Origin of the sequence: Neorhizobium phenanthreniclasticum, assembly GCF_040066075.1 — a bacterium.
Taxonomy (GTDB): domain Bacteria; phylum Pseudomonadota; class Alphaproteobacteria; order Rhizobiales; family Rhizobiaceae; genus Neorhizobium; species Neorhizobium petrolearium.
The window spans coordinates 23,813-40,515 of record NZ_JBEAAL010000035.1 but is presented as its reverse complement, the minus strand read 5'-3'; the positions used below and the strand labels follow the sequence as shown (position 1 = coordinate 40,515).

Genomic DNA, 16,703 nt, shown 5'->3' with positions numbered 1-16,703 from the left:
AACCGCTTCACACTTTTCCTGGAATTGCTATCACGCGGCCAGCATCCTTTCGATGGCGGCGCGGTCGATGCCCTTTTCGCCGATTACGACAAGGCGGCTTATCCGCGCCTCACCGGGCGCCCAGGCTCGGTCGAAATAGTGGTTTACGCGGGATCCTACCGCCTGAACCTGCAGGCGCATCGGTTTGTTCGCGACTTCCACGAAGCCTTTTATGCGCAGTACGTTCTCCGCCTCCGCCGTCGCGGAAATGCGGGCAGCCAATTCGTCAGCATCGGAAACAGCCGGGAGATCGACGACAAAGCTGTCGAAATCATCATGATCGTGGTCGAGTTCGTCGTCGTGATGGGTCTTGCGGTTTTCGATATCGTCCTCGACGGCGAGGCCAAGCCCGATCAGCACGGCCGGATCGATCGCGCCATTGGCAGCCGAGACGATCTTCACGGCCCGCGGCAGATACCCTGCGACGCGGTCCCGGGCGGTCGCAATGCCCGCAGCATCGAGGAGATCACTCTTGGTCAGTACGATCATGTCGGCGCAGGCGACCTGATCCTCGAACACTTCCTCGACCGGATCGTCGTGGTCGATGGAGCCATCCGCCTGGCGCTGCGCCTCCAGCGCTTCATGGTCATCGGCAACGCGGCCTTCGGCCAGTGCCACACCATCCACAACGGCGACAACGCCGTCCACCGTGACACGTGCCTTGACGGCCGGCCACTGAAAAGCCTGAACGAGCGGCTTCGGCAGCGCAAGGCCGGAGGTTTCGATCAGGATGTGGTCGACGCGCGGTTCGCGTGAAAGAATCTGATCGATCGCCGGTACGAAGTCATCCGCCACGGTGCAGCAGATGCAGCCGTTGGCAAGCTCGATGACGTTGTCTTCCGGGCAACTCTCGATGCCGCAGCCCTTCAGTATCTCGCCGTCGATGCCGACATCGCCAAATTCGTTGACGATGATCGCCAGCCGCTTGCCGTCAAGCTTCGCGATCAGGTTGCGGATCAGCGTGGTCTTTCCGGCCCCCAGGAACCCGGTGACGACGGTGCAGGGAACGCGGTCGAAGCTGACGCTCATGATGGCATGTCCTCGTGATGATGAAAGGGTGGGATGCGGGCCGTCATGCCCTTGCCGCGCAGACATGTCGGGCGGCCGCGTATAGGAAGGAAACCGCGCTCGTCCTCGGCCAGCATCATCGCGCCGGTGACGATGTCCTCGACATTGTCGAGGGACAGATGGCCGAAGACATAGGACCAACCGTTGCGGTGATTGAAGGCGGCGCTGGGGCTTTTTTCGCAGTTGGCAAGGCAGGTGACTGGCTTGACCGCGAGCGGCTTGCCGTCCGCTGCTTCACGTAGCGCTGCGATCAACGCGATACCCGGCCGAACGTCGCCGTCGGACACATCACGGCAATTGGTACAGACGAAAATCGTCACATCTGCCGGATCATCTGGTCGGTGGTCACTCATCGGTCAGCCGCGTTCCCGCCGGGGTCGAAACAATCGGGGCGCGGAGCAGAGGGCTGAAACCGCCTGCGGTGATCGAGAACTTCCTCCGGAGCACCCCGCCCGGTGAAGCAAAAACATCAGATGGCAGGTCTCCTGGCTTGCGGGTCACCACCATTTGCCTGCCTTCCCGGTTTCCCAGTGGCTTATAGGCAATGGCTCGCCGCTTACAGTTGCGGGGGCAGCCGCGGCATTGATCGCGAAAGGGATCTCACCGCATTCTCTCTTAGCCCTCCCCGTTGCCGGAAAGGGACCATCTCTTTTCAAGTAAGCCCGGTCGCATGCTTATGTCAATGCGTCGCAAAGGCGATTGCCGTGAGGCCGATTTCGTCTATAGTGAGCCAGCCTATGGTGCCCCGAAAGGGTATTTGAGGGAATGCGGTGCGACGGATCTGCTGTCAAACCCGCGGCTGCCCCCGCAACTGTAAGCGGAAAGTCTTCGTCCATGATGCCACTGGAGCAATCCGGGAAGGCGGGCGCAAGATGCCTGATCCGCGAGCCAGGAGACCTGCCAGAGGCGAGGAAAAACTTCAACGGCCCTCGGGTGGAGGGCGAAAGGACAAGGCAATGGCAACGAAAACCGCTTCGACGGCAGTCGGTATTTCCTCCTCGAAGATCATCCCGCTCAGCATGACGGCCCTGCTGGGGCTTTTCGTCGTCGGTTTCGTCGGCTTCTCGCATATGGAAGTCGTGCACAATGCCGCGCACGATTCGCGTCATTCCTTCGCTTTCCCCTGCCACTGAGGGGAGTTTCCCATGTCGTTGTTTCGTAACATCGTCTTCACGGCGGTGATCGCCGGGCTGTTGTCCGGACTGCTGCTCACCGTCATGCAGAGCTTTTCCACTGTCCCGCTGATCCTGCAAGCGGAGAGCTACGAGAATGCCGGCGGCGGAGAGGTCGGCCACAGCCACAGCCATGAGGCCGCTCCCGCCGGCAATGCCGCAGCGCCTGCGGACCATCATCACGACGAAGAAGCATGGATGCCGGCAGACGGTTTCGAGCGCTTCATTTATACGGCCGCCGCCGACATGCTGGCCGCGATCGGTTTCGGTCTTATTCTGATCGCGGTTTCAGAAGCCCAGGGCGGTCTCAAAGGCTGGCGCAGCGGACTGATGTTCGGTATTGCCGGCTTCCTGACCGTCAGCTTGGCTCCAGGGCTCGGCCTCCCCCCGGAACTTCCGGGCATGCCGGCTGCTGAGCTTGGTCCCCGTCAGGTCTGGTGGATTTCGACCGCAGTCTGCACTGCAGCGGGCCTTGGCCTCCTCGCCTATACGCGCTCAGCCGTATTCGCCGCGCTGGCGATCGTTCTGCTGATCGCGCCACATATCGTCGGCGCGCCGCTGCCGCCCGGGCATGAAACGGCTGTGCCGCTGGAACTCTACGCCCGCTTCGTGAATGCCGTCTACGCCACGAACCTGGTATTCTGGGCTGTACTCGGTGCGTTGGCCGGGATGATCCGCGAACGCTTCCGTGCAGGGGAAGAGATCACGGCGCGGTCTGATGGGGAGTTCGTATCGCGGTGAAGGAGATCGACGAGGCATCGGTCGAACGTCATCGCGCCAAGATGGTGAACCGCAAGGCAGTGCAGGACAAGGAAGTCGCCGGGAAGACCGTCGAAAAGGGGCTTCTCATCGTCCATACCGGTCCCGGCAAGGGAAAATCCACCGCCGCCTTCGGCCTGGCTTTGCGTATGCTCGGCAACAATCGCCGGGTCGGCGTCGTGCAGTTCATCAAGGGTGCCTGGTCGACAGGCGAGCAGCCGGCGCTGGCCGTTTTCGGCGATCGGCTCGTCTGGCACACGATGGGCGAAGGCTTCACCTGGGAAACTCAGGATCTGACGCGGGATATCGCGGCCGCCGAAAAGGCCTGGGCAAAGGCTCTCGACCTGATGGCGGACGAGACGATCGGACTCATCATTCTCGACGAACTCAACATCGCGCTTCGTTACGATTATCTCGATCTCGACAAGGTGGTCGCAGCACTTCAGGCGCGGCGGCCGGACCTTCACGTGGTCGTCACCGGTCGCAACGCCAAGCCGGCGCTGATCGAGGCGGCGGATATGGTCACAGAGATGACGCTGGTCAAGCATCACTTCAAGGCGGGCGTGAAGGCCCAGGCCGGCATCGAGTTTTAACGGTATGACCGCTCGCGCGCTGATGTTTCAGGGTACGGGTTCGGATGTGGGCAAGTCGCTGGTGGTGGCCGGGCTTGCCCGCGCCTTTACGCTGCGTGGGCTGAAGATCATGCCGTTCAAGCCGCAGAACATGTCGAACAACGCGGCAGTCACGGAGGATGGCGGCGAGATCGGACGGGCGCAGGCCTTGCAGGCGCGTGCGGCCGGGGTCCCGCTCAGCGTACATATGAATCCTGTGCTTCTGAAGCCTCAGAGCGACGTCGGCGCGCAGGTCGTGGTGCAGGGCAAGGTCGAAGGCAATGCCAAGGCCGCCGAATACCAGGGCCTCAAGCGGAAGCTGATGCCGCGGGTGCAGGAAAGTTTCGACCTTCTCCGCAACCAGGCCGATCTGGTGCTGGTGGAAGGCGCCGGCAGCGCTTCGGAAATCAATCTCCGCCGCAATGACATTGCCAATATGGGGTTTGCGCGGGCGGCGGATGTGCCCGTCGTGCTGATCGGCGATATCGACCGCGGCGGCGTGATTGCCAGCCTTGCCGGCACGAAACTTGTGCTCGATCCAGAAGATGCGGCGATGATCCGCGGGTTCATCGTCAACCGCTTTCGGGGCGATCCGGCCTTGTTTGCCGAAGGCATGCGGATGATTGAAGAACTGACCGGCTGGCGATCGATCGGGCTTTTGCCGCATTTCGCGGATGCAGTGTTTCTGCCGGCGGAGGATGCGCTCGGGCTCAACCAGTCCTTCGCTCGCAAGTCCGGCGCAAGAATCCGCATCGCAGTGCCGATCCTGCCGCATATCTCCAATTTCGACGATCTTGACCCGCTGGAAGCGGAGCCGGAGGTCGATCTCATCCGTGTCAGGCGCGGTGAGGCCATTCCGGGGGATTGCGACCTCGTGCTGCTGGTCGGCTCGAAAGCAACCGTCTCCGATCTGGCTGCACTTCGCGAGGCTGGTTTTGACGTGGATATCGCCGCTCACGTTCGTCGCGGCGGGCGCGTGCTCGGCCTTTGCGGCGGTTATCAGATGCTGGGCAAACGGATCTCCGATCCGGATGGCATCGAAGGATCACCCGCTTCGGTCGAAGGGCTGGGCCTGCTGGATGTCGAGACTATCCTGTCCGCCGATAAGCGGCTGGAAGCAGTTTCGGGCGAAAGCTTCGATGGAGTTCCCTTATCCGGCTATGAGATGCATATCGGCCGGACATCCGGGGCCGATTGCCGACGCCCGTTCTCGGTGATCGACGGTAACCCGGATGGTGCGATATCGGCGGATGGCCGGGTCTGGGGCACCTATCTTCATGGGCTTTTTTCGGATGACCGGCAGAGGTCGGCCTGGTTGACACGGCTTGGCGGCGCGGTGTCGGTCCTGGACTATCAGACCGGGGTGGACAATGTGCTCGACCGGCTGGCCGCCCATATGGAACGGCATCTCGATCTCGATGGATTGCTCACGCTTGCCAGATGATCCATGCCAGGAAGCCGAAAAGGCCGATAAGGAGCGCGTCCGCGACGCGGGCGAGCTTCAATGCGCGGCGGATATCGACTTGGGTGAGTTCCGAGCGCCCGCCTTCGCCCATAAAACGCGCCTCGATCATCTGTCCGCCATAGCTCCGCGGCCCCGCCAGCGCTATGCCGAGTGCGCCGGCCATCGCCGCTTCCGGCCAACCGGCATTCGGAGAGCGATGGTGGCGTGCGTCGCGGAAGATGGCCTTGATTGCATTCCGAGGCGAAGCCTTGTCGACGAAAAAGGCAGCCAGCACGAACAGAAAAGCGCTCAGCCGCGAGGCCGGCAGGTTAATGAGGTCGTCGAAACGTGCGGCCGCCCAGCCGAAGGCTTCGTGTCGCTGATTGCGGTGGCCGATCATGCTGTCGGCGGTATTGGCTGCCTTGTAGGCCGCGCCGCCCGCGAGGCCGCCGACGCCCATCCAGAAAGCCGGCGCCACCACGCCGTCGGAGAAATTCTCCGCCAGGCTTTCGATCGCCGCACGGCAGACGGCGGCCTCGTCGAGCTTTTCCGGATCGCGGCCGACGATCATCGAGACGGCCTTGCGCCCGGCGTCGAGCCCGCCATACTTCATCGCGTCGGCAACCGCTTCGACATGCTTTTCAAGGCTTTTCTGAGCCGGGAGGCTGGCGGCTATCAGAATCGGCAGGACCGCTCCCAGAGGGATCGTCAGAAGCCCGTATTCGATCACAAACGCCACGGCGATTGTCACGCCGAGCAGCGTCAACAGAGCAAGCACGCCCATGCGTTTGCGCGTATCGAAATCGTCGGCCTCGCGGTTCCAGCCGTTGTCGAGCCGGGATATCAGCCGGCCCATCCAGGTGACCGGGTGGCCGATCGTCCGGAAGAGCCAGTCCGGATAACCGAAGATGCGCTCTATGATCAGGGCGAAAAATGCGAGAAGGAACATGCCGGTGACTGCATCTGAGATTGGTGGTCCGATAGCGCATGGCGGCAATCTGTCCCGTGCACGGGCGCTGTTTCCGCACGCGCCTGAACCCTGGATCGATCTTTCCACCGGTATCAATCCTTATTCCTATCCGCATTCTCCCTTGCCCGACAATGCCTTTGCACGCCTGCCGGACCCCGCACTGGCAGAAAGGCTGAAGGCGATCGCAGCGGAAGCCTATGGCGCGCCCTCGGCTGCCCATGTGGCGGCGGGGCCGGGCACGCAGATCCTGTTGCCGATCCTTGCGAGCCTGCTTGGGCAAGGTAAGGCTACGATCCTTTCGCCGACCTATGCCGAACACGCCCGCGCTGCGCGGATCGCCGGTTTTGAGGTGACCGAGACCGACGATCTGGATCGGCTGGCTTCCGCAGATCTCGCAGTCGTCGTCAATCCGAACAATCCGACCGGCCGAATCGTCCCGAAGAGTGATCTTCTGGCGCTTGCAGCCATCATGCGAGCAAAAGGCGGATTGCTGGTCGTCGATGAAGCCTTCGTTGACGTCTCGGAAGCGGCGAGCGCAGCGGATGCGGTCGATGCCGGCGGACTTATCGTGCTGCGGTCCTTCGGCAAGTTTTACGGCATGGCGGGCCTGAGGCTCGGATTTGCGATCTCTCGTCCGGATATCGCCCGAAGGATCGAGGACCAGCTCGGCCCTTGGGCCGTTTCCGGTCCGGCGTTGCATATCGCCAGCGAAGCGCTGGCCGACGGTTGGTGGCAGGCGATGATGCGACAACGATTGCGCGATGATGCCGCGAATCTTGATATCTTCCTGATCGGCGCTGGCATTCCAGTCTTCGGCGGTACATCGCTATTCCGCTTCGTTCGGGACGCGCGCGCGCAGGCGATTTTCCAGCATTTGGGGGAGCGCGGCATCGTCACCCGCCGCTTCGAAGAACGGCCGGCTGATCTCAGGATAGGGCTTCCCGACAAAAATGGCTGGCCAAGACTGGAAGACGCTCTGAAAACTATTTAGCCGGCGAATCGAATTTGTCGCGCCATGCGGCCTGTGCGTTCGGCACGGGTAAGGCGGTTGCCTCATAGACGCCGCGGGCCACGGCTCGGGCCGTCACGATTGTCGTCAGGTGGCAGAGTTCGGCAAAGGCCGCCATGTCGTCCAGCGGTTTTGCCCCCGTCGCGGCGGAAAAGATCGTATCGCCATCGCATGGTAGGTGCGCCGGCAGAACAGCGCGTGCCAATCCGTCATGCGCCATGATCGAAAGCCGATGCGCCTGCGCTTTCGTCAGGAAGGCATCGGTCACGACGACGCCGATCGTCGTGGCCTTCAGGTTGACGCCTTTAAGCCGCAGGGCCGAATGGCTTTCGGTGAACTTTTGCGGCAGGCCGAAGCCACCGAATTCCTCGTCCTGCTCAAATGGAGCTGCCCAGAAATGCGGGCCTTCGGCGACAGTCGCCGAACCCATGGCGTTAACCGCGAGCAGGGCTGCGATCGTGTGGCCGGCTGTCGTCCTTGCGCTCGCCGAACCGAGCCCACCTTTGAATGTCGCAGTCGTGGCGCCGGTGCCTGCTCCTACAGTTCCGAGCGCAAAAGCGCCTTTCGCAGTGGCCTTGAAGGCGTCGTAGCCCATCTCCCGATAGGGCGAGTGAAGTCCCCAGTCCTTGTTGCCGCCGTTCAGGAGATCCATCAGGATTGCCTGCGGTACGATCGGTACACGGACGTTGCCGACTTGGAAGCCACGGCCGATTTCACGAAGCCCCGCCTGCACTCCGCCCGCGGCGTCCAGTCCGAAGGCCGAACCGCCGGACAGCACGAAGGCGTCGACCGCCTGCACGGTCATCGACGGGTCGAGCAGTGCAGTATCCCGGCCGCCCGGCGCGCCACCGAGCACCGAGCCGGAAGCGACCGCCGGTTCGTCGAAGACGATCGCCGTCACGCCCGAACCCAGTGCGGGATCGGTGGCATGGCCGACGGCGACGCCTTCGATGTCGGTCAAGAGGTTCAGCGGCCCGATCATAGGCTTCATTCGATGTCGAACTTGACGCCCTGCGCCAGCGGCAGGGTGCGGCCATAGTTCAGCGTGTTGGTGGCGCGGCGCATATAGGCCTTCCACGCATCGGAGCCGGATTCGCGGCCGCCGCCGGTTTCTTTTTCACCACCGAAGGCACCGCCGATCTCGGCGCCCGAAGGACCGATATTGACGTTGGCGATGCCGCAATCCGAACCGCGTGCGGAGACGAAGGTCTCGGCCTCACGCATGTCATTGGTGAAGATCGAGGAGGAGAGGCCCTGCGGCACATCGTTATGCAGGTCCAGTGCCTCTTCGAAACTCGAATATTTCATCACATAGAGAATCGGCGCGAAAGTCTCGTCCTTGACCGGACCCGTCTGGGCCGGCATTTCGACAATCGCGGGGCGGACATAATAGGCGTCGGCCGCCTCGTTCCCAAGCACGCGCTCGCCTCCGGTCACCTTGCCGCCTTCGGATTTCGCTGCTTCCAGGGCTTTCTGCATCTTCTCGTAGGCCGCCTTGTCGATCAGCGGGCCGACAAGTGTGCCGTTCTCCAGCGGGCTGCCGATCGTAACGGACAGATAGGCCTTCGTCAGGCGAGGCACCAGCGCGTCGTAGACGCTTTCATGCACGAAGAGACGGCGCAGCGTCGTGCAGCGCTGGCCGGCCGTGCCCATGGCAGCGAAAGCGACGCCGCGGAGCGTGAGGTCGAGATCGGCCGTCGGGGCGACGATAGCGGCATTGTTGCCGCCGAGTTCGAGGATCGAGCGGGCGAAACGCTGTGCCAGCCGCAGGCCGACCGTGCGGCCCATAGCGGTCGAGCCGGTGGCGGAGACGAGCGGCACTTTCTTGTGGTCGACGAGAATCTCGCCGATCTCGCGGCCGCCGATCAGAAGCGTCGAAAGATTCTTCGGAGCGCTATAACCTTCGGCGACATAGCGGGTGAGCGCCCTGTCGAAGATCGCCTGGGTGGCGAGCGCGGTCAACGGGGTCTTCTCCGACGGTTTCCAGACGGTGGAGTTGCCGCAGACGATGGCGAGCGCAGCGTTCCAGGACCAGACGGCGACGGGGAAGTTGAAGGCGGAAATGATGCCGATCGCGCCCAGCGGATGCCAGGTTTCCATCATGCGGTGGTCGGCGCGTTCGGTGGCGATGGTGAGGCCGTAGAGTTGGCGGGAGAGGCCGACCGCGAAATCGCAGATGTCGATCATTTCCTGCACTTCGCCCAGGCCTTCGGAAATCACCTTGCCCACTTCGATCGAAACCAGCCGGCCCAGCGCGGTCTTGGCTGCGCGCAATTCCTCGCCGAGGAGACGTATCAGTTCGCCGCGCTTCGGAGCCGGCACCAGCCGCCATTCGAGGAAAGCCTCATGGGCGGCTTTGATGGCTTGTCTTGCGCCGGCAGGTGTCTCTTCCGGCAGCTTGCCGATTTCGGCGCCGGTGATCGGCGAACGGACGGCAAGGGTGCCGCCGGTATAGTTTTCGGCTTTCACGCCGAGATCGCCCAGGATGGCTTTCACCTCGGCAGCGAGATCGAGAGTGGCAAGGGTCATGTCGGTCTCCGGAATCGAATTTCGGTCAATCTTAGAAATCGGCGGCGGTTTAGCAATCAGAACCGTTCGCCGGTGAAATGGGCGATTTGTGCGCCCGCCTCGTAATAGGCTTCCTTCAGCGCGCGAAAGCCCGGTTCTTTCGGCTCCGTCAGCGGCAGCGGGAGGTCGGCTTCGGAAACCTCGCCGAGAATATGCCGGGCAAGCAGCTTTCCGAAGGTGGTGCCGGGCGCGATGCCGCGGCCATTGTAGCCGGAAAAACCGATCACGTTACGGCCGAATTTGTGAAAGCGCGGCAGCGCATTGTCGGTCATGCCAATCTGTCCGTACCATTCCGCCTCGAACTCCACCTCACCGATCTGCGGGAAGAGGCGAGCGAGCGAACGCTTCGCCCATGCCTTGTGAACGGCGATGCCGGTGCCGCGCAGCGCGCCGACCGAGCCGAAGACCAGCCGGCCGGCCTGATCCATGCGGAAGGAGGAGAGGATTTCCCTGGTGTCCCAGCAGCCTTCGCGGCCGGGCAGAATGGAGCGGCGAAGATTGTCGCTGAGTGGCGTGGTAGCGAGATTGAAATAGGGCAGATGCACCTGCTCACGGCGCACCTGTTCCCAGGGGCCGGTGCTGTAGGCGTCGGTCGCCACGATGATCCAATCGGCGGATACCTCACCCCGTTCAGTCTTGAGGATCTTCCTGCCGTTCGCCTCGCCGGTATTGATAACGGCGCTGCCGGTATGGAGCTTCGCACCGGCTTTCACCGCCGCATGCGCCAATCCCCGTGCATAGGCGAGCGGTTGCAGCGTGCCGGCGCGCATATCAAGGAGCGATCCGGCATAGGCTTTCGTGCCGATGCGCCGTTCCGTCTCGGTAGCATCGAGCAGGATCACCGGCGCGCCGCGTTTCTGCCATTGCCGGGCGCGTTCCTCCAGCTCCTTCATTCCTTCCGGCCCCACGGCGCAATGCAATGTACCGTTCTTTTCCAGTTCGCAGGCGATGCCGTGCCTCTCGATCAGGTCCCGAACGAGGTAGGGACCGTCGCCAAGCAGTTCGAGCGCCCTGTCGCCATAGGCAGGCCCGAGTTCCTTCAAAAAGTCGTCCGGCATGACCCACATGCCGGCATTGATAAGGCCGACATTGCGACCCGCTCCGCCAAAACCAATCTCGGTTGCCTCGAGCAGCCGGACATTCACTCCAGCCTCGGCCAGATGCAGCGCAGCCGAGAGGCCGGTATAGCCGCCACCGACAATCGCCACGTCGGTGGAGAGGGCTTCTTCCAGCCGCGGGGTCAGGGGTGGATAGGGCGCGGTCTTTTCCCAGAGGCCGTGAGAGCGGGGATCGTTCAGCATGATGGATTGTCCGGAGGCGTCACTCACCCTCTCTTTACAGAGAGCTGTTATCGATGAATATCGACATGTTCTCAACAGGTCATTCGCTGGAGGAATGACATGCTGCCGCCTCGGCGCTTCCTTCCCTCATTTTCGCTGCTTTCGGCTTTTGAAGCAGCAGCGCGTACCGGCAGCGTGACGGCGGCGGCGAACGAACTCGGCCTCACCCAGAGTGCCGTCAGCCGCCAGATCTCGGCCTTGGAAAATCAGCTCGGCGTGGCGCTTTTCCTGCGCGAACGGCAGACGATCCGGCTGACGCTCGCAGGCGACGGCTATGCCCGCGAGGTGCGGGAGGCGTTGAGGCGCATTTCCAATGCCTCGCTCAATCTCAAGGCCAACCCTTCCGGCGGAACGCTGAACCTCGCCATCCTGCCGTTCTTCGGTACGCGCTGGCTGACGCCCCGGATCAAGCATTTTCTCGACGCGCATCCGGGCATTGTCGTGAATCTCATTACCCGGCTGGAGCCGTTCGATTTTCGCTTCGATACGCTCGATGCTGCCATCCATTTCGGCGCCGCCCGCTGGCCGGGCGCGGCGCTCACCTTCCTGATGGAAGAAGAAGTGCTGCCGGCCTGCAGCCCTGATTTCAAGATGCGGCATAATCTGAAAGCTCCGGCGGATGTGCTGAAGGCGCCGCTCCTGCATCTCAATACGCGGCCGGATGCCTGGGAGCTGTGGTTCACGAGAAACAAGGTCCCGTTCGATGCGCTGCATGGCATGCTGCTCGACCAGTTCATGACCATGGTCGAAGCGGCCGCCGCGGGGCTTGGCGCAGCGCTCCTGCCGCGTTTCCTGATCAGCCGGGAACTGGATCAGGGGCTGCTGGTACCGGCTGTGGAAGGACAGGTCATGGAAACCGGGCAATACCATCTTGCCTATCCGCCCGATCGCGCCACTTATCCGCCGCTTGCTGCCTTCCGGGATTGGATCGTCCAGGAGGTCGAGCAGGATATGCTTGCGAACGGCGGACGCATCGGCCAATAGTCGGGTATGTCCATCATTGATCGCGCAGGCGATCCGACCGACGGGAAGACGTCCATGAAACCCATTTTCGTCCAGCTTCGCTGCAAGCCCGGCAAGACCTATGAAGTCGCCGATGCCATCTACAAGACCGAACTCGTTTCCGAACTCTATTCGACCAGCGGCGATTGGGACCTGCTTCTGAAGATCTACATCAAGGACAGTGACGAGATCGGCCGGTTCGTCAACGAAAAGATCGCATCCATTCCCGGCATCGAACGTTCGCTTACGACGATCACCTTCACTGCTTTCTGATAGGGAAACGAAAAAGCCGCCCGAAGGCGGCTTTTTGCGGAAATATCAATAGGATCTCAGACATGTGCCGTTGGCGCCAAGTTGCGCGAACGGACAAGATCGCGAATCGCGAGGCGCACTTCGTCCGCAGAATTGAATCGCTGCTCATCGAGATCGATGACGTGAAATTTCACGGCGATGAACTTCAGCCGATCCTCATCCGGAATGACGATACCGACGGGTTCCCCGCCGAACTCAATAACTTGCTTCTGCATGGCAGACTCCCGCAGTGGCTGCTTAAATACAGCTCTGGCGAATGAAAATTTTCAGGAACGATTGAACCGAAAGCGTTACATTCGACAGCACGGAAGGGAGCGGCGATCCGTGCCGATCATTTTGGACGCACCTTCACCCAAGGCGGCGACGAAAACAGGTATAAGCATGTCACTCTCCCTTTTGGTGTTGCGTGAAAAACCGATCAGGCTCAACCGACCGGATGATGACTGACTGTAGGTGAGTCCCACAGCGCTATCAACAAAAATCAGTGTAACTAGAATTTTTTTCCGACTCATGACAGGAAAAGGGCGGAATTGTGAAATTTCATTCGCAAGTCCACGGCCATCGTCCGTCACGGTTTAAATAGGGAGCCTTCCGGCTCACGCAAGAACCGGGTGCAGGAATTTCCGGTCTGCGAAAGGCTCAACTTTCCGAGAGGAGCGCCTTCAGACGGGCAACCAGGAGATCGGCACTTTCGCGGCTGAAGCACAGCGGCGGCGCTATCACGAGTTCGTCGCGACCGTTCGAAGCGATCAGAATGCCGTCTTTTCTCAAGCCTTGGCGGATTGCCTTGGCCTTGGTGTCATCCTCGAATACAAGGGCCAGGCACAACCCCATGCCGTGCACCGCGCGAATCGCCGGATGACGGGCGGCGAGTTCCTGCAGCGCCGATTTCAGATGATCGCCGACAAGCCGGGCGTTTTCGCGAAGCGCCTCTTGCTCGCTGATCTCGACAGCCGTTGCGGCCGTCGTGCAGGCGACCGGACTGACCCGGCCCGCCGTGAGTTCCAGGGACGCGGCGATCGACTCGCGCATGAAAAGAACCGCGATATCTTCTCCGGGAAGGCCGGCAATGACGAGGTCGGGCCGGAGGCCGGATGCTTCAAAACCCCAAGCATGGTGGCCCAACCTTCCCCAGCCCGTGCTGGTCTCATCGATGACGAGGAGGCCTTCGTTGCGGGCCAGTGCGTTCAATATTTCCGAGAGGCTGTCGGCCGGATGGGGAAAGCCGGTCAGCAGCAGCCCGGCCTTGCCGTCCTCTCCCAGCGCCGCCGCGGCTTCTTCCCTGCTGCTGGTACAAAGGACCATCGCATCGTCAGCGACCTTCGGCACCAGGCCGACGACACCGACGAGGTCGTGCCTGCCGGTATGGGCACGGGCTACGTTCAGAGCGTGATCGAGCGCATCGCGATGGCTGGGCAGAACAAGCACGGTCGCGAGCCCTTCAGGCGCCAGATCCTCAAGGCGCTGGGAGAGATGCTGTTCTGCTTCCGACGGGCCGGAGGGCGGGGTGTTCAGCAGCAGGAGCTGCCGGTAGGCTGCGGCCGCGATGCCCGGATGACCGTGACCGATCAAAGGGGCGTTGCCGGTGAGGTCCAGCAGACTACGCCCGGTGCCATCGAAGAGATACTCCTTCCAGCCGCGGACGGGCCGGTCTGGATGCTTCGGGTCCGGCGCATCGGCATCGACGCCGAGCAAGGCCGCCGGGGACGGGCATAGATGGGACCATGTTCCCGCCTCGCCGGGAATACAGAAGTGCGGCGGCACAAGATCCGGATCGCGGCAGAAGCGCAGACGTACCCCGCCGACGGAATTTTCCGCCCCGGCAACCATTCCAAGCGGTTCGCCTGCCTCAAGCTTGGTCTCTTCGGCAATTTCGCATTCGAGTCCTTCGACATGCAGTGTCAGCTCGCGACCGGCAAAGACAAGCCGCGTGCCGGCGCGCTTCACCGTTCCCGTGAAAGGTGCCACCGCTGTCGTCCCGGTCGGTACGCAGGCGTCGATATGGAGCGCGAAGCTCTCCGGTTCCTGCAGAGGGTCGGCTGAACTCTTCGAAAGGCGATATTCGCCGTAACGCGTGCTTCCACGGCCGGTTTCCCACGCGACGCGTGCCAGCAGTTTCCAATCGTTTTCCGGATCGGTCCAGTTACCGCCATAAAGCAGCGGGCTTGTGACGCTGAGGTCGACGAGCCGGAGCGTATCCGGATCGATGTCCGGCAGAAGGCGGCCGATCTCCGGCAGAGGTTTCGTCATCTTCGTCACATCGAGGATGGCTGCGAACATCCATGCTGGGGAGACGGTGGTCGCCGCATGGAGAACGGTGCGGCGGCTTTCCGCATCCTCTTGCACCTGTTGATCGTCCGGGGATTGTACCCGCCTATTCTCGGCTTTGGCTGAAAGGATTCCGGTCCGGGCGACGATGAGCGGCCAGAGCGCCTCAAGCTCTGCGAGCGTCAGTGGATAGATGTCATGATAGGCGCGGATTGCCGGCAGGAGGGCAGAGGAGTCACCGTCGCGGTTTGCGAGCATATAGGCGCAGCTATTGGCGAGGCCGGCGACGAGCCAGCCGTTGGAAAGACCGGTGAAGTCCGTCAGACCTGTCGGAAGCCAGATGCCATCGGTCACCTCGCCGATGACGGCATCGGCGTCGAGGTTCTGGTGTGTGACAGCGGTGCGCAAACCCGGAGCGAGCGGCTGTATGCGCCGCAATGCCGTCACCATGGCTTTGGCGATGATGTCGCGTGTCTCCTGGTCGGCGACTGCTGACAAGAGCGATACAGTCTGCGGACCTGCCTTGCGCAGGTCGCTTTCCGGCTCCTGTTCCAGAATCGAATGTTCGAAGTCTTCGAGGCTTTTTGCTAGCGAGGCGGACATCGCACCGAAGGCCGCAATCGCCTCGTCCGACAGTTTCTCGTCTGCCTGTGGTGAGGTGCCATCGAGAAAGGTCAGGAGGCGGATGCGTCGATCCTCGCCGGCAAGCGGCAGGACGATCGTGTCGTTTCCATCCTTGGTGGACACGGGCTCGGGAACATGCGGCCCGTCCGGCTCGCGCAGGATATGGCGCATCAGGGCATGTTCGGTCTCGATCTTATCAAGAGGCCAGTCAGCGGGTGCCACCTTCAGGAGGTAGCGCATGTGGCCGTTGTCGATCAGAAAGTAAGGATTCTTCCTCCCCTCGATCGGAAAAACCTGTCCTGAAAGGCCATATTGCTCGCGGAGGATCTCCTCCACCGCATCGATCGACGGACCGGTTGACGAAACATCGATGAGGTCGGGCATGACGTCGGACATGAACCTCTCCGGAAATGGCTCTTCCGAAGAGGATAGTGCGGTAGAACCGCACGTCCATAGGGCTTTATCCGAGCTTATCCCATGCGCTCGGATGCATAGGAGCCTGGGCTTGGCGGAAAGACGACGGTGCGGTTGCCGTTGATGAAGGTGCGGTGGTGGATATGGGCATGGATGGCGCGGGCCAGTACCTGGCTTTCGACGTCCCGACCGAGCGACACATAGTCGTCCGGCGACTGCGCATGGGTGATGCGCACCGTGTCCTGCTCGATGATCGGACCTTCGTCGAGATCGGCGGTGACATAATGGGCCGTCGCGCCGATCAGCTTCACGCCGCGCTGGTAGGCCTGCTTATAAGGGTTGGCGCCCTTGAAGGACGGCAGGAAGGAATGGTGGATGTTGATGATCCTGCCCGACATCTTGCTGCACAGACTGTCCGAAAGCACCTGCATGTAGCGGGCGAGTACGATCAGCTCGGTGCCGCTCGACTCTACCACGTCCATCAACTGCGCTTCCGCCTGCGGCTTGTTCTCCTTCGTCACCTTGATGTGGTGGAAGGGGATGTCGTTGTTGACCACCAGTTTCTGGTAGTCGAAATGGTTCGACACGACGCCGACGATGTCGATCGGCAGCGCCCCGATCTTCCAGCGGTAGAGCAGGTCGTTGAGGCAATGGCCGAAGCGGGAGACCATCAGCAGCACCTTCATGCGGTCCTCGGCATCGAAGATGTCCCAGTCCATCGCGAACCTGTCGGCAACCGACTTGAACTCCTCGATGAGGGCCGGCCGTTCAGCCCCCTCTTCGGAAAGGAAACTGACGCGCATGAAGAACTTGCCGGTGTCGAGGTCGTCGAACTGCGAACTGTCGATGATGTTGCAACCCTTTTCGGCAAGGAAACCGGATATCGCAGCAACAATCCCGCGCGTGGATCTGCAGGTGACCGTCAGGACATAGTTCTTCATCTAAAATCTCCCTCCTCCGTCATCGGTGGCCAATTCGTGTATACATAAAGGCGGCGCAGGACAATACCCAGCCCAGAACGAAAGGGAAAAATGCCCAAATTAGCTGACGCTCGATGTCTTTGTGTGTACAGAGGCCGCTTCATCCGTTCCATGGCTCGGCTT

At 61.8% G+C, this 16,703-nt stretch carries 16 protein-coding genes and 2 riboswitches; of the genes, 7 read left to right on the top strand and 9 right to left on the bottom strand.

Going from position 1 to position 16,703, the window contains the following annotated elements; all coding sequences use genetic code 11:
- Window positions 1–30: 30 nt before the first annotated feature.
- Both cobW and ABK249_RS29755 read right to left on the bottom strand, forming a co-directional pair.
- The gene (cobW, locus tag ABK249_RS29760; RefSeq protein WP_348864715.1) at window positions 31–1,068 is read right to left on the bottom strand and encodes a cobalamin biosynthesis protein CobW; all 1,038 of its coding nucleotides are present in this window, start codon (window positions 1,066–1,068) and stop codon (window positions 31–33) included.
- Window positions 1,065–1,460, bottom strand: a complete 396-nt coding sequence (locus ABK249_RS29755) for a DUF1636 domain-containing protein (RefSeq protein WP_348864714.1) — start codon at window positions 1,458–1,460, stop codon at window positions 1,065–1,067. Before ABK249_RS29755 ends, cobW begins: the two co-directional genes overlap by 4 nt.
- 105 nt (window positions 1,461–1,565) lie before the next feature.
- A riboswitch (cobalamin riboswitch) is annotated at window positions 1,566–1,769 on the bottom strand.
- A gap of 59 nt (window positions 1,770–1,828) precedes the next feature.
- Window positions 1,829–2,026, top strand: a riboswitch (cobalamin riboswitch).
- A 37-nt stretch (window positions 2,027–2,063) separates the two neighbouring features.
- On the opposite strand from ABK249_RS29755, the gene ABK249_RS29750 reads away from it, so the two are divergent.
- From ABK249_RS29750 to ABK249_RS29735, 4 genes are read left to right on the top strand one after another with little or no spacing between them, the layout of a single operon-like run.
- Complete coding sequence (locus ABK249_RS29750) at window positions 2,064–2,240, top strand: CbtB domain-containing protein (RefSeq protein WP_037154283.1); 177 nt, start codon at window positions 2,064–2,066, stop codon at window positions 2,238–2,240.
- Between the two features lie 12 nt (window positions 2,241–2,252).
- Window positions 2,253–3,020, top strand: coding sequence for a CbtA family protein (locus tag ABK249_RS29745; RefSeq protein ID WP_037154286.1), 768 nt, complete (start codon window positions 2,253–2,255; stop codon window positions 3,018–3,020).
- Window positions 3,017–3,631 carry a cob(I)yrinic acid a,c-diamide adenosyltransferase gene (cobO, locus tag ABK249_RS29740; RefSeq protein WP_348864713.1) on the top strand — a complete coding sequence of 205 codons (615 nt, stop codon included), beginning with the start codon at window positions 3,017–3,019 and terminating at the stop codon, window positions 3,629–3,631. The genes ABK249_RS29745 and cobO overlap by 4 nt, the downstream gene beginning before the upstream one ends.
- 4 nt (window positions 3,632–3,635) lie before the next feature.
- Window positions 3,636–5,093, top strand: coding sequence for a cobyric acid synthase (locus ABK249_RS29735; RefSeq protein ID WP_348864712.1), 1,458 nt, complete (start codon window positions 3,636–3,638; stop codon window positions 5,091–5,093).
- On the opposite strand, the gene cbiB is transcribed toward ABK249_RS29735, so the two are convergent.
- Entirely contained in the window at window positions 5,077–6,042 is a 966-nt protein-coding gene (gene cbiB / locus ABK249_RS29730) for an adenosylcobinamide-phosphate synthase CbiB (RefSeq protein WP_348864711.1), read from the bottom strand. The genes ABK249_RS29735 and cbiB overlap by 17 nt on opposite strands.
- Between cbiB and cobD the strand changes: the two genes are divergently transcribed.
- Window positions 6,041–7,054 carry a threonine-phosphate decarboxylase CobD gene (cobD, locus tag ABK249_RS29725; RefSeq protein WP_348864710.1) on the top strand — a complete coding sequence of 338 codons (1,014 nt, stop codon included), beginning with the start codon at window positions 6,041–6,043 and terminating at the stop codon, window positions 7,052–7,054. The genes cbiB and cobD overlap by 2 nt on opposite strands.
- Here the strand turns inward: cobD and ABK249_RS29720 are convergent.
- Genes ABK249_RS29720 through ABK249_RS29710 form a run of 3 tightly spaced genes read right to left on the bottom strand, consistent with a single transcriptional unit; the run spans window position 7,047 to window position 10,941 of the window.
- Window positions 7,047–8,054 carry a P1 family peptidase gene (locus tag ABK249_RS29720; protein WP_348864727.1) on the bottom strand — a complete coding sequence of 336 codons (1,008 nt, stop codon included), beginning with the start codon at window positions 8,052–8,054 and terminating at the stop codon, window positions 7,047–7,049. The genes cobD and ABK249_RS29720 overlap by 8 nt on opposite strands.
- 5 nt (window positions 8,055–8,059) lie before the next feature.
- The gene (amaB, locus tag ABK249_RS29715) at window positions 8,060–9,601 is read right to left on the bottom strand and encodes an L-piperidine-6-carboxylate dehydrogenase (protein ID WP_348864708.1); all 1,542 of its coding nucleotides are present in this window, start codon (window positions 9,599–9,601) and stop codon (window positions 8,060–8,062) included.
- A gap of 56 nt (window positions 9,602–9,657) precedes the next feature.
- Window positions 9,658–10,941 carry an NAD(P)/FAD-dependent oxidoreductase gene (locus ABK249_RS29710; protein ID WP_348864707.1) on the bottom strand — a complete coding sequence of 428 codons (1,284 nt, stop codon included), beginning with the start codon at window positions 10,939–10,941 and terminating at the stop codon, window positions 9,658–9,660.
- A gap of 99 nt (window positions 10,942–11,040) precedes the next feature.
- On the opposite strand from ABK249_RS29710, the gene ABK249_RS29705 reads away from it, so the two are divergent.
- Both ABK249_RS29705 and ABK249_RS29700 read left to right on the top strand, forming a co-directional pair.
- Entirely contained in the window at window positions 11,041–11,964 is a 924-nt protein-coding gene (locus tag ABK249_RS29705) for a LysR family transcriptional regulator (protein ID WP_037154308.1), read from the top strand.
- 54 nt (window positions 11,965–12,018) lie between these two features.
- On the top strand, window positions 12,019–12,255 hold the full coding sequence (locus ABK249_RS29700; RefSeq protein WP_037154402.1) for an Lrp/AsnC ligand binding domain-containing protein: 237 nt from the start codon (window positions 12,019–12,021) through the stop codon (window positions 12,253–12,255).
- A 56-nt stretch (window positions 12,256–12,311) separates the two neighbouring features.
- On the opposite strand, the gene ABK249_RS29695 is transcribed toward ABK249_RS29700, so the two are convergent.
- The 3 genes from ABK249_RS29695 to purU form a co-directional block, all read right to left on the bottom strand.
- Complete coding sequence (locus tag ABK249_RS29695; RefSeq protein ID WP_037154310.1) at window positions 12,312–12,509, bottom strand: hypothetical protein; 198 nt, start codon at window positions 12,507–12,509, stop codon at window positions 12,312–12,314.
- Window positions 12,510–12,933: 424 nt separating this feature from the next.
- The gene (locus ABK249_RS29690) at window positions 12,934–15,582 is read right to left on the bottom strand and encodes an aminotransferase class III-fold pyridoxal phosphate-dependent enzyme (RefSeq protein ID WP_348864706.1); all 2,649 of its coding nucleotides are present in this window, start codon (window positions 15,580–15,582) and stop codon (window positions 12,934–12,936) included.
- A gap of 74 nt (window positions 15,583–15,656) precedes the next feature.
- Complete coding sequence (gene purU, locus ABK249_RS29685; RefSeq protein WP_227704582.1) at window positions 15,657–16,541, bottom strand: formyltetrahydrofolate deformylase; 885 nt, start codon at window positions 16,539–16,541, stop codon at window positions 15,657–15,659.
- Window positions 16,542–16,703 lie beyond the last annotated feature (162 nt).